This window comes from Mycobacterium neumannii, assembly GCF_048452905.1.
GTDB classification, from domain to species: Bacteria; Actinomycetota; Actinomycetes; order Mycobacteriales; family Mycobacteriaceae; genus Mycobacterium; species Mycobacterium neumannii_B.
The window spans coordinates 104,950-119,883 of record NZ_JBCGVF010000007.1 but is presented as its reverse complement, the minus strand read 5'-3'; the positions used below and the strand labels follow the sequence as shown (position 1 = coordinate 119,883).

13 protein-coding genes are annotated in these 14,934 nt (G+C 67.4%); 8 read left to right on the top strand and 5 right to left on the bottom strand.

Features of this window, described 5'->3' with window-relative positions:
* Window positions 1–73: 73 nt before the first annotated feature.
* A complete protein-coding gene (locus AAHH99_RS20870) occupies window positions 74–370 on the top strand; it encodes a DUF732 domain-containing protein (protein WP_418770406.1) in 297 nt (98 codons plus the stop codon).
* A 138-nt stretch (window positions 371–508) separates the two neighbouring features.
* On the opposite strand, the gene AAHH99_RS20865 is transcribed toward AAHH99_RS20870, so the two are convergent.
* From AAHH99_RS20865 to AAHH99_RS20855, 3 genes are all read right to left on the bottom strand, one after another.
* Window positions 509–1,870, bottom strand: a complete 1,362-nt coding sequence (locus AAHH99_RS20865) for an alpha/beta hydrolase-fold protein (RefSeq protein ID WP_418770720.1) — start codon at window positions 1,868–1,870, stop codon at window positions 509–511.
* Window positions 1,871–1,966: 96 nt separating this feature from the next.
* A complete protein-coding gene (lysX, locus tag AAHH99_RS20860; protein ID WP_418770405.1) occupies window positions 1,967–5,290 on the bottom strand; it encodes a bifunctional lysylphosphatidylglycerol synthetase/lysine--tRNA ligase LysX in 3,324 nt (1,107 codons plus the stop codon).
* A gap of 43 nt (window positions 5,291–5,333) precedes the next feature.
* Window positions 5,334–5,732, bottom strand: a complete 399-nt coding sequence (locus AAHH99_RS20855) for a DUF1844 domain-containing protein (protein WP_418770404.1) — start codon at window positions 5,730–5,732, stop codon at window positions 5,334–5,336.
* Window positions 5,733–5,946: 214 nt separating this feature from the next.
* Between AAHH99_RS20855 and infC the strand changes: the two genes are divergently transcribed.
* The 4 genes from infC to AAHH99_RS20835 are packed head-to-tail and all read left to right on the top strand — an operon-like array spanning window position 5,947 to window position 7,958.
* The gene (gene infC, locus AAHH99_RS20850) at window positions 5,947–6,534 is read left to right on the top strand and encodes a translation initiation factor IF-3 (protein WP_418770719.1); all 588 of its coding nucleotides are present in this window, start codon (window positions 5,947–5,949) and stop codon (window positions 6,532–6,534) included.
* A 20-nt stretch (window positions 6,535–6,554) separates the two neighbouring features.
* Window positions 6,555–6,749: a 50S ribosomal protein L35 gene (gene rpmI, locus AAHH99_RS20845; RefSeq protein WP_418770403.1), complete on the top strand. Its 195-nt coding sequence runs from the start codon at window positions 6,555–6,557 to the stop codon at window positions 6,747–6,749.
* A gap of 37 nt (window positions 6,750–6,786) precedes the next feature.
* On the top strand, window positions 6,787–7,176 hold the full coding sequence (gene rplT / locus AAHH99_RS20840) for a 50S ribosomal protein L20 (RefSeq protein WP_064346258.1): 390 nt from the start codon (window positions 6,787–6,789) through the stop codon (window positions 7,174–7,176).
* A 23-nt stretch (window positions 7,177–7,199) separates the two neighbouring features.
* A complete protein-coding gene (locus AAHH99_RS20835) occupies window positions 7,200–7,958 on the top strand; it encodes a TrmH family RNA methyltransferase (RefSeq protein ID WP_418770402.1) in 759 nt (252 codons plus the stop codon).
* Here AAHH99_RS20835 and AAHH99_RS20830 read toward each other — a convergent pair.
* Together AAHH99_RS20830 and AAHH99_RS20825 are read right to left on the bottom strand one after the other, a co-directional pair.
* Window positions 7,955–9,199, bottom strand: coding sequence for an acyl-CoA dehydrogenase family protein (locus AAHH99_RS20830; RefSeq protein ID WP_418770401.1), 1,245 nt, complete (start codon window positions 9,197–9,199; stop codon window positions 7,955–7,957). The two genes, AAHH99_RS20835 and AAHH99_RS20830, sit on opposite strands and share 4 nt — an antisense overlap.
* Window positions 9,200–9,204: 5 nt before the next feature.
* Window positions 9,205–10,218: an oxygenase MpaB family protein gene (locus AAHH99_RS20825; RefSeq protein WP_418770400.1), complete on the bottom strand. Its 1,014-nt coding sequence runs from the start codon at window positions 10,216–10,218 to the stop codon at window positions 9,205–9,207.
* Between the two features lie 219 nt (window positions 10,219–10,437).
* On the opposite strand from AAHH99_RS20825, the gene AAHH99_RS20820 reads away from it, so the two are divergent.
* The 3 genes from AAHH99_RS20820 (at window position 10,438) to pheT (ending at window position 14,910) form a co-directional block, all read left to right on the top strand.
* Window positions 10,438–11,292 carry an adenylate/guanylate cyclase domain-containing protein gene (locus tag AAHH99_RS20820; RefSeq protein WP_418770399.1) on the top strand — a complete coding sequence of 285 codons (855 nt, stop codon included), beginning with the start codon at window positions 10,438–10,440 and terminating at the stop codon, window positions 11,290–11,292.
* A gap of 76 nt (window positions 11,293–11,368) precedes the next feature.
* Window positions 11,369–12,412 (top strand): phenylalanine--tRNA ligase subunit alpha, encoded by a 1,044-nt coding sequence (gene pheS / locus AAHH99_RS20815; RefSeq protein ID WP_418770398.1) that lies wholly within the window; start codon window positions 11,369–11,371, stop codon window positions 12,410–12,412.
* Window positions 12,412–14,910, top strand: a complete 2,499-nt coding sequence (gene pheT, locus AAHH99_RS20810; protein ID WP_418770397.1) for a phenylalanine--tRNA ligase subunit beta — start codon at window positions 12,412–12,414, stop codon at window positions 14,908–14,910. The genes pheS and pheT overlap by 1 nt, the downstream gene beginning before the upstream one ends.
* Window positions 14,911–14,934: the final 24 nt, after the last annotated feature.

The following is a 14,934-nucleotide window of genomic DNA, read 5'->3' as shown; positions in this document are numbered from 1 at the left end:
TTTTGACGAAAGTCCGGCGCCGCTCGAACGCTGCGCGTAGCGTCTTGCCGTCATCACTGCGAAAGGAACCACCATGCGCGGCACCATCATCTTTTCAACGGTTGTCGGCGTCGCCATGGCGCTCGGCACAGCCGCACCGGCCCTGGCCGACGAGACCGACGACATCTTCGTCAGCGTGCTCGAAGAAGAGGGAATCCCGTTCTCGACACCCAAGGACGCAATCACCCTCGCCCACGCGGTATGCGATTACGTGGCCGCCGGGCAGAAGCCCGAACAGGTCGCGGTCGAGATCAGCGAACCGGCCCAATGGACCCTGGACCAGAGCGGGTTCTTCGTCGGTGCCGCGACCCAGTCTTACTGCCCGTCGTAGCTTTTCCGACGCGGTCGCCCGCAGGCGCTTCCGGGCCTCGCCTGTCGAAATGCGTGTTGCGCTTTCGGTTTCGTTGCGTACGGTGACGTGGCTGGTGCCAGCACATTCTCGCGGCAGGCGTGCCGAACAGCCCGACGACTACTTCGGCTTCCCGATCGGGGCGTCGGCGCGCACGGGAGGCTGACGCGGTCCTTCGGGCAGTGGCGTTGGTCTTGCGACGCTGCGAAGCGCGGCCGGCACCGGGACGGCCGCGAGGTCCGGCGTGCCGAGTCGCGCCGCCAGCCACGGCAGCGCCGTCGCGAAAGCCTGTGCGGCGTAAGGCCAGTCGTGCTTGCCCGGTTGGACCACGACGGAGCAGTTGATGCCGTTGGCTGCGGCGAGGCCACACAGCACGTTCGCCGCATCCTTCTGTGGGCCTGCGTCAATCGTATTGACGTCGAACCGGCCCTCGAGGTTCGAATAGCGACCGTGGCGGTTGATCACCGTCATCGGGTCGAACGCCGCGTAGGCCCCTGAATTCCCGCCGAACAGGCGTTCAATCGTCTGATCCTTGGTGCCGGAGTTGGGGCTCAGATCCCCGGCGATGTCGTCGAAGGCGCCGAACATCTCGGGATGCATCACCGCCAGGTCGACGGCGCAGGTGCCCCCCATCGACCATCCGACGATGCCCCAGTTCGACTGCCGGGCACTCACTTTGAACGTCGAGATTACAAACGGGACGACGTCCTTGGTGAGATGGTCGGCGGCATTGCCCCGCCTGCCGTTCACGCATTCGGTGTCGTTGCGGAACGTGCCGCCGGCGTCGACGAACACGAGCACCGGGGCATACCCGCCGTGCGCGGCGGCGAAACCGTCGGCGGTGGCGACCGCATTGCCGGCGCGTACCCAATCCGCAGCGGTGTTGAACTCACCGCCGATCATCATCACCGTCGGAAGCGGCGGCGGCGGATTGGTTGCATACCACGCGGGCGGCAGGTAGACGAGTTCACCGCGGTGCTTGAAACTGGATGCCCTGTCGCCGATGTTGACGGGAACCACTGTGCCCCTGACCGGGAGCTGGTGCCGCTGCTGCATCGCCAGCATGATCGCCGCATCGGTCTGATCGGGCAGCGGTCCGGCGGTCAGTTGATTCCACGCGGCCCCAACGGTGGGGACGTAACCAACCCAGAGGTTCACAGCCAACGCGACGGACAGCAGGCACAGCGGCAGCGACACCAACGAGAGGCCGCGTCGCCACCACCGCGCGCCCCGCCAACCCGCGACCAACACGGCGCCTGCCGCACCCGTCAGCGCCACCCACACCCACAGCGATCGCGGCGCTGGGTTGTCAGAAAGCCCTTCCGACGCAATGAAGGCGTATGTCGCCATCGCGAGCGCGATGCCGCACAGAGCGGCCCACGGCACCCACACCAGCCGCCATCGGCGCGTTCGCCATCCGATGGCGGCGATCAGGACGATCACCGAGACAATCTGCACAGTGGTGGGAATCCACCCATGCATCAACGACAGGTGCCCACGCAGCGAATGAGCCAGTGTCACCAGTGTCACGCAGTACAAGGTGACCGGTAATCCTTATGGCGCGCTGTGGGGGAGCTGTCAGCGGGGCTTGGCCAACGGGAACGGCAGCGTCTCGCGGATGCTGCGCCCGGTGATCAGCATGACGACGCGGTCGACACCCATGCCCAGACCGCCCGTGGGCGGCATCGCGTACTCCATCGCCTGCAGGAAGTCCTCGTCGAGTTCCATCGCCTCGGGATCGCCGCCCGCAGCCAGCAGCGACTGCTCCTGTAACCGGCGTCGCTGCTCGACCGGATCGGTGAGTTCGCTGTAGGCGGTGCCGAGTTCGACTCCCCAGGCCACCAGATCCCAGCGCTCGGCGACGCCGGGAATGCTGCGGTGCGGACGGGTCAGCGGCGACACGGACGTCGGGAAGTCCTTGTAGAACGTCGGCGATTCGGTGCGGTCCTCGACCAGCCGCTCATAGAGTTCCAGCACCACCGCGCCGGCATCCCAGTGCGTGAGGTACGGAATGGCCGCGGCGTCACACAGCTTGCGCAACCGCGGCAGTTCGGTGTCGGGGCCGATCTGTTCACCGAGGGCTTCGGACACCGCATCGTGCACGGTCCTGACCGTCCACTGACCGGAGATGTCGACGGGCTCGAGTCCGCCGCCTTCTTGCGGCCGGTAGAACACCTGGGCACCGTTGGCAGCCTCGGCGGCGTTCTGGATGAGCTGCCGGCAGCCGTCGATCCAGACGTTGTAGTCCGCGTGCGCCTGATACGCCTCCAGCAGCGTGAATTCGGGGTTGTGGCTGAAGTCGACGCCCTCGTTGCGGAACGCCCTGCCCAGCTCGAAAACCCGCTCGACACCGCCCACGCAGAGCCGCTTGAGGTACAGCTCAGGAGCGATCCGCAGGTAGAGGTCCAGATCGTAGGCGTTGATGTGGGTGAGGAACGGCCGGGCGTTCGCGCCGCCGTGGATCTGTTGCAGGATCGGCGTCTCGACCTCGAGGAACCCCTCGCCCACCAACGTTTCCCGAATCGCGTGCAGCACGCCGCTGCGCGCGCGGATGAGGTCGCGAGCCTCGGTGTTGATCGCCAGGTCGACGTAGCGGGCGCGCACACGGGCCTCCTGGTCGGTCAACCCCTTCCACTTGTCCGGCAGTGGACGCAAACACTTGCCGATCATCCGCCAGTCACGCACCAGAAGTGAGCGGGTGCCCTTCTTGCTGTAGCCCACGGTGCCGGACACCTCGATGAGGTCGCCGAGATCGATGGAGTGCGTGAAGTCGGCGGTCGTCGCCGATTCGAGCAGCGAGTTGTCCAGCAGCAGCTGGATTTCGCCGGACCAGTCGCGCAGCTGGGCGAACAGCACGCCGCCGTAGTCGCGGCTGCGCAGCACACGCCCCGCCACCGTCACCGGAACGTCGCCGTCGGCAACATCGGCTTCCAACGCCTCGGCGATGGTATGCGACGGTGGCGTACCGACGGGATAGGCATCGATTCCGTTGTCCTGCAGCGCCTTCAGCTTGGCCATGCGCACTCGCACTTGTTCAGGCAGCCGCGGCTCATCGGCATCGGGCAGATCCGCCGCCAGCCCGCTGAGATCGGGGGCCGTACCGTCGTGGTGCAGCAATCCGGTCGCCATCAGATCCTGCGGCACCGCCGTATGGTGTCCGGTGTGCGGCTGTTCGTGACGCCGCGAAAAGGGCAGCACCAGAAACCCTTCGGCGATCACCGACGCCACCCCGACCCGGGGCACCAGTCGGGCGTCGTCGTAGCAGGCGTAGCGCGGCACCCATTCCGGGTGGTATTTCATGTTCGAGCGGTACAGCGTCTCGAGCTGCCACCACCGGGAGAAGAACACGAGCAGGCTGCGCCACAGCCGGGCGACCGGGCCGGCCCCGAGCTGAGCGCCCTGTTCGAACGCCGAGCGGAACATGGCGAAATTCAACGAGATCCGTGTGATGCCGATGTCTTCGGCCTGCATGCACAATTCGCTGACCATCAGCTCGATGGTGCCGTTGGGAGAGTGGGGTGCGCGCCGCATCAGGTCCAGCGAGACGCCGTTGGTGCCCCAGGGCACCAGCGACAGCATGGCGACGACTTCGTCTGTCTCGCCCGCGGTCTGGACCGCCTCCACCAGGAGGCAGTCGCCGTCGGCCGGGTCGCCGAGCCGGCCGAGTGCCATCGAGAAGCCGCGTTCGTCCTCGGTGTCGCGCCAGGCCTCGGCGCGGGCGATGACGTCGGCCATCTCCTGGGCGCCCAGGTCGCGGTGCCTGCGGATTCGCACGCTCACACCCGCACGCCGCGCCCGGGTCACGGCCTGCCGGACCGCGCGCATGTCCGGCCCGGACAGCCGGAAATTGTCGGGGTACAGAATGGCCTCGTCGCCGAGTTGCAAGGCGTTGAGCCCGGCCTCGCGGAACGCCTCGGCGCCCGCCGAGCTCGCGCCCATCACCCCAGGGGCCCAGCCGTAGGTCTGGCATAACGCGAGCCATGCTTCGATCGCCGCCGGCCACGCCTTGGGATCGCCGACTGGGTCCCCACTCGCCAGGCACACACCGACTTCCACGCGGTAGGTGATGGCGGCCCGCCCGTTGGGCGCGAACACCACCGCCTTGTCGCGGCGCGTCGCGAAGTACCCGAGCGAGTCGTTCTTGCCGAACAACTCCAGCAGCCCGCGCAGCGCGGATTCGTCCTCGCCGGTCAGCGCGTTCTCGGCGCGCTGGGACTGGAACAGCACGATCGCTGCGACCATGAGGGCCAGTGCACCGAAGAGGCCGAGCACAGCGTTGATCAGAACGTGCGGATGACCGGTGAAATTCGAGGAGTCGGCACCTGCGAACGCGCTGACCCGGTTCAACGCGTACCAGAACCGGTCGTCACTGGTCAGCGTGCCCGGGAACAGTTCGAGCAGGCCCCATCCGATCAGGGTGCCGATCGCCATCCCTGCGACCAGCACGACCGCTGCCTTCAGCAGGGCGCCGCGGCGCACCTTCGCCCAGAATTCTCCGCGAGCCAGCAGCAGGAACAGGATCGCGGCGACGTGGAAGGCCAGGCCGATGACTTCGCCGATCTCCTCGACCACCGACTCGTCGCCTGACACCAGGTCCGCGATGTTGAAGACGATCGCGCCCACCATGTACGCGATGAGGATCCACCAGGCGATCCGCTTGCGCGCCGCCAGCGCCGCGGCCAGCAGCGCCAGCACGAACGCCCAGGCGAAGCTGGTGTCGGGGAAGTTGAAGATGTAGTCGTTGACGAACTCGCGCGGAACCCGGATGACCGAGCGCACGAACGGCGAGACGCTCGCCAACAACGAGAGCGTGGCGATGATGCCGACCGTCCAGCCCGCCGCCGCGGGCACCCACCAGAACCTCGACCTGCGGCGGGTGAAGGGCAGGCTAGCGACGGTCATAGGCCGCGACATTATTCGGTTGGGACCCCAAATGGGTGGCGACTCACGACCAGACGGGTCCGGTGAATTTCTCGCCGGGACCCTGCCCTGGTTCGTCCGGCGATGCGCTGGCCTCACGGAAGGCCAGCTGCAGCGTCTTGAGGCCGTCACGCACCGGTCCGGCATGGGGTCCGAGATACTCCGCGGACGCGGTGACCAACCCGGCCAGCGCGGTGATCAACCGGCGGGCCTCGTCGAGATCGCGGTACGGGCTCTCGTCGGGATTGTCGGCCGACAACCCGAGCTTCTCGGCCGCCGCGCTCATCAGCATCACGGCCGACCGGGTGATCACCTCGACGGCGGGGATCTCCGCGAGTTCACGAACGGCGGTGCCGTTCAGATCACCTGAGCCGTCTGTACCGTTTGGATCTGGCGGGTCAGCTGAGTTCGGGTCATCGGTCACGCCTGTTAGACTGGCATGCGCGACCGTCCCGGCAAACGCCAGGGACAGCAAGTGGAGTCCCCCTCCCACCGCTGGCCAAACCGGCTCAGCGGTCCGGTCACAGGCAACATATTGCCTGTCCTGGTCGGCTGTGGGCCCTGCTATGAGCAGGGCTTTTCTGTTCGTTGAGCAGAGCTGACGGAGTGGGCTCCTAGAGGACAACATAGGAGGCCCCATCAGCACTGAGACCCGCGTCAACGAGCGCATCCGCGTACCTGAAGTCCGCCTGATCGGACCGGGCGGTGAACAGGTAGGCATCGTGCGCATCGAAGATGCCCTCCGCGTCGCCGCGGATGCCGATCTCGATCTCGTCGAAGTAGCCCCGGATGCCAAACCCCCGGTCTGCAAGATCATGGACTACGGAAAGTTCAAATACGAGACGGCTCAGAAGGCGCGCGAGTCTCGCAAGAACCAGCAGCAGACCGTCGTCAAGGAACAGAAGCTCCGTCCCAAGATCGACCCGCACGATTACGAGACCAAAAAGGGTCACGTGATCCGCTTCCTCGAGGCCGGGTCCAAGGTCAAGGTGACGATCATGTTCCGCGGCCGCGAACAGTCGCGACCCGAGTTGGGCTTCCGTCTCCTGCAGCGGCTGGGCGCCGACGTCGCCGACTATGGCTTCGTCGAGACGTCCGCCAAGCAGGACGGCCGCAACATGACGATGGTGCTGGCCCCGCACCGCGGCGCGAAGACTCGCGCCAAGGCGGCGCAACAGGCCGAAGGCTCCGCAGAGCCGGCCTCAGCACCCGACCGAAACAGTTAGAACAACAGAGCAGAGGACCTATGCCCAAGGCGAAGACCCACAGCGGCGCTTCCAAGCGGTTCCGTCGCACCGGAACCGGCAAGATCGTGCGTCAGAAGGCCAACCGCCGCCACTTGCTCGAGCACAAGTCGAGCAAGCGCACTCGGCGACTCGCCGGTCGCACCGTTGTGTCGGCCGCCGACAACGCCCGCATCAACAAGATGCTCAACGGCTGACCGACGAACACGTACGACCTGAACGAAGGACATTCCCATGGCACGCGTCAAGCGCGCAGTCAACGCCCAGAAGAAGCGGCGGACAATCCTCAAGGCCTCCAAGGGCTACCGGGGCCAGCGGTCAAGGCTTTACCGCAAGGCCAAAGAGCAGCAGCTGCATTCGCTCAACTACGCCTATCGTGACCGGCGCGCCCGCAAGGGCGAGTTCCGCAAGCTGTGGATCTCGCGTATCAACGCCGCGGCCCGCGCCAACGACATCACCTACAACCGCCTGATCCAGGGGCTGAAGGCCGCTGGTGTCGAGGTGGACCGCAAGAACCTCGCCGAGATCGCCGTCAGCGATCCCGCGGCGTTCACCGCGCTGGTGGAGGTCGCCAAGGGCGCACTGCCCGAGGACGTGAACGCGCCGTCGGGCGAGGCTGCCTGACGCTCACCGAACGCTCCGCCCGGGTGGTCGCAGCGGTCAAGCTGCACCGCCACGTCGGGCGACGCCGCGCCGCACGCTTCCTCGCCGAGGGGCCCAACCTCGTCGAGGCGGCGTTGCGGCGCGGACTCGTATCCGAGGTGTTCGCCACCGACGATGCCGCGCACCGGTTCGGTGCGATGCTGGCCGATGTCCCGGTGCACTTGGTGACAGAACGGGCCGCGAAAGCGTTGTCGGAGACGGTGACTCCGGTCGGCCTGGTCGCCGTGTGCGCGACACCGGAGACGTCGCTGGGCGAGGTGGTGGCCGCCTCGCCGCGTCTGGTTGCGGTCGCGGTCGAAATTTCCGAGCCGGGCAACGCGGGCACGCTGATCCGGATCGCCGACGCGATGGGGGCGGACGCCGTCGTGTTCGCCGGGCACAGCGTGGACCCCTACAACGGCAAGTGCCTGCGCGCGTCCGCAGGCAGCATCTTCTCGATACCCGTTGTCACCGAGAACGATCCCGGTTCGGCGGTGTCGGAGCTCGCCGGCACCGGCCTGCAGATATTGGCGACGACCGTCGACGGCGAGATGTCATTGGACAGTCCCGCTCTGGAGGCCGCAATGGTCGAACCGACGGCGTGGTTGTTCGGGCCGGAGGCCCATGGTCTGCCCGCGGGACTGGCGGCGTCGGCCACCCGTCGCGTTCACATCCCGATGCCGGGGGCCGCTGAGAGCCTCAATGTGGCGGCGGCCGCGGCGATCTGCCTGTACCAGAGCGCACGCGCGCACCGCCGCTCCTAGCTCAACAAGCCCCGCGCCACGTGGGTGATCTGCACCTCGTTACTGCCGGCGTAGATCATCAACGACTTGGCGTCGCGCGCAAGCTGTTCGACGCGGTACTCGGTCATGTAGCCGTTGCCACCGAACAGCTGCACCGCCTCCATCGCGACGTCGGTGGCGGCCTGCGAGCAGTACCACTTGATCGCCGACGCCTCCGGCAGTGAGATCGACACACCGGCCTGCGCCGCCTCAATCACGCGAAACAGGATGTTGCGCACGTTCATCCGCGCCACCTCCATGTTCGCGAGCTTGAGCTGAATCAGCTGGAACTGGCCGATCTCCTGACCCCACAGCGTGCGGCTCTTGGCGTAGTCGACGCACAGCCGTAGGCATTCCTCGATCACGCCCAGCGACATCGCGGCGACGCCGATGCGTTCGGCGCTGAAGCTCGACCGCGCGCTGGCGCGCCCGTCACCGGCGGAGTTGTCCTCGGTCTCGCCGAGCAACCGGTCCCGGCCCAACCGCACGTTGTTGAAGAACAGCTCGCCGGTGCGTGAGCTGTGAATTCCCATCTTGCGGAACGGCTTCGACTGCACGAAACCCTCCATGTCGCGGTCGAGCACGAAGGTGAGCACCTTGCGGTCGCGCTTGTCGACGCTGGCGTCGCCCGCTTCATCTTCACTGAGCTTTGCGTAGACCACGACGACGTCGGCGTCGGGGCCGTTGGTGATGAACGTCTTCTGGCCGTTGAGGATGTAGTCGTCGCCGTCGCGCACGACGTAGGACTTCATGCCGCCGAACGCGTCGGAGCCCGAATCGGGCTCGGTGATCGCCCATGCGCCGACCTTGTCGTAAGTGACCAGATCGGGCAGCCAGCGCTCCTGCTGGGCCAGCGTGCCGCGGCTCATGATCGTCGGCACCGTCAGCCCTAGGCTGACGCCCATGCCGGTGACGAGGCCCATCGACACCCGGCACAACTCGCTGACCACAACGAACCCCATGCCGCCGGAACCCTCGCCGAACATCCCGCCGCCCGAGGACTTCTCCGATGAGCCGCCACCGTCACGCAGCCGGGCCAGGCGCTTGTTCAGCGACTCGCGCGCCATATCGGCGATGCCGAACGTCGCGAACAGCTTGCGGACGATGGGGTAGGGCTCCATCTCGCCGCTTTCCAGCGCGTCGACGTGCGGGCGGATTTCCTTGTCGACGAACTCGCGGACGGCATCGCGCACGGCGAGATCGACATCAGACCATTCGAGCATGCCCTCTAGGCTGCCTTATGGCGTCCGCGGGCCGGACGCAGCCCCGCCAAAGAGAACGTCGTGTGCACCAGCGACCCGGCCCGATCGAGCAGCGACTTGCGCGGGGGGACGTAGTGCATCGGCAGCCCGCGCCGGTCGCTCGGGGGCGCCATGAACGCAGGCGCCTCGACCAGTGGAGCGTCGGAGGGAAGCCGGCCCTGGGCACGCCGATAGGCCGTCAAAGCCCTTGGGTGCAAACGGATTTCGTCGGGCACCGCCACGAACGCGAATTCCACCAGTTTGCCGAACAGGCGAAGAAGTACCTCGTCTCCGGGCGTCCAGCGCATGTTGGCCTTCTCGCGAAGGGCGTCGTCGAACACGCCCGCCGCGATCCAGCGCTGCGCACCGACCATCGGCTTGAAGAGCTGATCCCACAGCCCGGTGGGCATCAACACGAACCAGGGCTTGGGAATCCGGATCGAGAAGATGTCGAGGGTGGCACGATTGATCTCGAGCTCCTCGCGGCACTTGCGGTCCCAGTACTCGCGGAACTCCTCCCAGCTCTCGGGCACCGGCCGCATGCTCATGCCGTACATCCGGTACCACTGCACGTGTTCGTCGAACAGCTGGCGTTTCTCGGCCTCGGTCAGCCCGCCGCAGAAGTACTCGGCGGTCTTGATGATCAGCATGAAGAAGGTGGCGTGCGCCCAGTAGAACGTCTCGGGGTTCAGCGCGTGGTAGCGCCGGCCCTCGGTGTCCACACCCTTGATGGTGGTGTGGTAGCTCTTGATCTGCTCGCCGGTCTGCGGCGCGCGTTCGCCGTCGTAGACCACACCCATGATCGGATACACCGAGCGTGCGACACGCTGCAGCGGTTCGCGCAGCAGGATCGAATGGTCCTCGACGCCCGCGCCCAGTTCCGGGTACATGTTCTGGACGGCGCCGATCCACACACCCAGCAGCCCTGTGCGCAGGTCGCCGAAGTACTTCCAGGTCAACGACTCGGGACCCAGGGGATTGGCGGTGCTGCTCACGGTCATCTGATTCCTCGCTGAATCGGGGTCAAACTCCACGATAATGTTGACAACCAACGTTGTCTACGATTTGCGGGGCGCGTTGCCGGACAACGTTATGCAGCGGCTACTGGCCCGCCACAAACCCGTGACCAGCCCCTTCGCTGGCTCCGGTTTCGTCATTCGGACGACCGCTTCGCATTAGGAGATTGCTCGGCGCCAAGCGGCCCGCTTAGGCTTGCGGGCGTGGATGTCGAGCCGTTCGAGCGGTCGACCGGACCCCTGGGCTGGCTGAAGAACACCAATCGCAACGAGAACATCATCGCGTTCCTGCGACGTACGCGGCGCGCGTTGCCCGGTGATCCGGAGTTCGGGGATCCCTTGTCGGTCGACGGGGTGGGCGGACCTCGCGCTGCCGCCCGCGCCGCAGATCGACTGCTTCAACACAACGTCGCCACCCGCGAGGTGAGCCTCGGCGCGCTGCAAGTGTGGCAGGCCCTCACCGAGCGCGTGTCCGGGAAACCGGCCAACCGCGAGGCGACGCTGGTCTTCACCGATCTCGTGGGCTTCTCGACGTGGTCACTCGACGCGGGCGACGAGGCCACGCTGCGGCTGCTGCGCCGCGTGTCCCAGGTGGCCGAACCGCCCCTGTTGGAGGCCGGCGGGCAGATCGTCAAGCGCATGGGAGACGGCCTCATGGCGGTCTTCCTCGACCCGATGACGGCGGTGCAGGCCGCGATCGCAGCGCGCGACGGGGTGAAAAGCATTGACGTCGACGGGTTTACACCGCGGATGCGGGTCGGTGTGCATACCGGCCATCCCCAACGCATCGGGTCGGACTGGGTCGGAGTTGACGTCAACATCGCCGCCCGCGTGATGGACCGCGCGACCCGCGGGGAGCTGGTGGTGTCGCAGACCACACTGGACCGCATCCCCGCCGAGAAGTTCGATTCGCTCGGCGTCGAGGCCAAACGCCTCCGTCGACAGCTCTTCGCTTCGAAACATGACGGTGTCCCGGCCGATTTCGTCATGTATCGACTGAAAACTCTCAGGCACCCGCCGGATGGCAGAGACGACGCGGAGCAGCCCGCAGCGGAATAGCGGTCGGCGGCCTGCGGCGCGTGCCGGCCTCGGCATGCGTTCGAGGGCCATCGGGCGCATCGCCTATGATCGCCGGGTGGCTGATCAGCCCGCAGACCTGTCCGAAGAAGCGCTGACCGAGGCCGTCAGCGCTGCTCGGCGTGCGTTCGACGCGGCCGCCGACCTCGATGCGCTCGCGCGGGCGAAAACCGAGCATCTCGGCGACCGGTCTCCGATCGCGTTGGCGCGCCAGTCGCTTGGGTCGCTGGCCAAGGCCGATCGGGCCGACGCGGGTAAACGGGTCAACGTCGCCCGTACACAGGCGCAGAGCGCGTACGACGAGCGGCTGGCGGCGCTGCGGGCAGAGCGCGATGCCGCGGTGCTGGTGGCCGAGCGTATTGATGTGACGCTGCCCACGACCCGGCAACCGGTCGGCGCCAGGCACCCGATCACGATTCTGGGCGAGCGCATCGCCGACACGTTCGTCGCGATGGGATGGGAACTCGCCGAGGGACCCGAGGTCGAAACCGAGCAGTTCAACTTCGATGCGCTGAACTTCGCTCCCGACCATCCCGCGCGCAGCGAGCAGGACACCTTCCACATCGCGCCCGAGGGGTCGCGGCAGGTGTTGCGCACGCACACCTCACCGGTACAGATCCGCACCCTGCTGGAACGCGAGCCGCCGGTCTACATCGTCTCGATCGGCCGTACGTTTCGCACCGACGAACTCGACGCCACCCACACTCCCGTCTTCCATCAGGTCGAAGGCCTCGCGGTGGACAAGGGACTGACGATGGCCCATCTGCGCGGCACGCTAGATGCGTTCGCCCGCTCCGAGTTCGGCCCGCAGGCCCGCACCCGGTTCCGTCCGCACTTCTTTCCGTTCACCGAGCCGTCGGCCGAGGTCGACATCTGGTTCGAGAACAAGAAGGGCGGAGCCGGCTGGGTCGAGTGGGGCGGCTGCGGCATGGTCAATCCGAACGTGCTGCGCGCCTGCGGGATCGATCCCGATGCTTACTCCGGCTTCGCGTTCGGTATGGGTCTGGAACGAACCCTGCAGTTCCGCAACGGAATTCCGGACATGCGCGACATGGTCGAAGGTGACGTACGGTTCTCCTTGCCGTTCGGGGTAGGGGCCTGATGCGGCTGCCGTACAGCTGGCTGCGCGACGTCGTGCGGGCCAGCGCGCCGGGTTGGGACGTGAACCCTGCCGACCTCGAAGAGACGTTGATCCGCATCGGCCATGAGGTCGAGGAGGTCATCCCGGTCGGCCCCGTCACGGGCCCGCTGACGGTGGGGCGGGTGGCCGCCATCGAGGAGCTCACCGAGTTCAAGAAGCCGATCCGCGCCGTCAAGGTCGACGTCGGAGAAGCCGAGCCACGTGACATCGTCTGCGGCGCAACCAACTTCACCGTCGGTGATCTGGTCGTGGTGGCACTGCCCGGTACGGTGCTGCCCGGCGACTTCACCATCGCCAGCCGCAAGACTTACGGCCGGATCTCCGACGGGATGATCTGCTCGACGGCCGAAATGAACCTGGGCACCGACCATTCGGGAATCCTGGTGCTACCTGCCGGCACCGCCGAGCCGGGCGCCGCCGCCGCCGATCTCCTCGGCCTTGACGACGTCGTCTTCCACCTGGCCATCACGCCGGACCGCGGCTACTGCCTGTCGGTGCGCGGTCTGGCCCGCGAGATCGCCACCGCCTACGACCTCGATTACGTGGACCCCGCCGACGTCGCCCCGCTACCGGCCGAGGGCGAGGCGCTGCCCGTGTCGATCGACCCGGGCACTGGTGTCCAGCGCTTCGGACTGCGCCCGGTGACCGGCATCGATCCCGGCGCCGTCTCGCCGTGGTGGCTGCAGCGACGGCTTCTGTTGTCCGGCATCCGGGCCATCTCTCCCGCCGTGGACGTCACCAACTACGTGATGCTCGAGCTCGGCCACCCGATGCACGCCCACGACCGCAGCCTGATCACCGGCGGATTCCGCGTGCGGTTCGCCGAACCGGGGGAGACCGTGGTCACCCTCGACGACGTCGAACGCCGCCTCGACCCGGCCGATGTGCTGATCGTCGACGACGAAGCGACCGCCGCGATCGGCGGCGTGATGGGTGCGGGCACCACCGAGGTGCGCGAGACCACCACCGACGTCCTGCTCGAGGCCGCCGTGTGGGACCCGGCCGCCGTCTCGCGCACGCAGCGACGGCTGCGCCTGTACAGCGAGGCTGGCCGGCGCTACGAACGCAGCGTCGATCCGGCGATCTCGGTCGCCGCGCTGGACCGCTGCGCCGCGCTGCTCGCCGAGATCACCAACGGCACGGTCGAACCCACGCTGACCGACTGGCGCGGCGAGCCACCCCGAGACGACTGGTCGCGACCGCCCGTCACGATGGCGGCCGACCTGCCCGACCGCACCGCCGGTGTCGACTACGCCCCAGGCACCGCAGAACGGCGGCTCACCCAGATCGGCGCACGGGTCGTCGCCGCCGAGGGCACGCTCACCGTCACCCCGCCGAGCTGGCGTCCCGACCTGGTTCAGCCCGCCGACCTCGTCGAAGAGGTGCTGCGCCTCGAGGATCTGGAGACCATTCCGTCGGTGTTGCCGCTGGCCCCGGCCGGTCGCGGGCTTACCCCGGTGCAGAGGCGACGGCGTGCGATCGGTAAGTCGTTGGGACTCAACGGGTATGTGGAGATCCTGCCCACCCCGTTTCTGCCGGCGGGCGTTTTCGAGCAGTGGGGCCTGCCCGCCAACGACACCCGCCGGACCACGACCAACGTGCTCAACCCGTTGGATTCCGACCGCCCGCAGTTGGCCACCACCCTGCTTCCAGGGCTACTGGAGGCACTGAGCCGCAACGTGTCTCGCGGAACCGTGGACGTCGGTTTGTTCGCGATCCAGCAGGTCGTCCAACCGACGCCGGACAGCCGTTCCCTCGAACGGATACCGACCGACCGGCGGCCCAGCGACGACGAGATCGCCGCCCTGAACGCGTCGCTTCCGCGACAGCCCCAGCACGTCGCCCTGGTGGTGGCGGGGTTGCGCGAGCCCGCGGGCCCATGGGGTCCGGGTCGCGCGGCGCAGCCCGGTGATGTGTTCGAGGCAGTGCACGTGATCGCTCGCGCCGCCGGTGTCGAGCTGACCCTGCGCGCCGCTCAGCACCTGCCGTGGCATCCGGGCCGCTGCGCCGAAGTGGTGCTGGGCGACCGGCAGAGCGGGGCCGTCGTCGGCCACGCCGGTGAACTGCACCCGGCGGTCGTCGAGCGGTCGGGTCTGCCCAAGCGCACCTGTGCGCTCGAACTGGATCTGGACGCCATACCCATCGTCGAGCGACTCCCGACTCCGAGGGTGTCGCCGTTTCCTGCCGTGTTTCAAGACATCAGCCTCGTTGTCGACGAGGACGTCGCAGCGGCCGCCGTGGTCGAGGCGGTACGGACCGGCGCGGGGCCGCTGCTCGAAGACGTGCGGTTGTTCGACGTCTACACCGGCCCGCAGGTCGGCGAGGGCCGCAAATCGCTGGCGTTCGCGCTGCGGTTCCGTGCCGCCGATCGCACGCTCACCGAGGATGAGGCCAGCGCGGCGCGCGAAGCGGCCGTGCAGGCCGCGACAGAGCAGGTCGGCGCCGAACAACGCCGCTGATCGTAATGAATTTGCATGGGTATG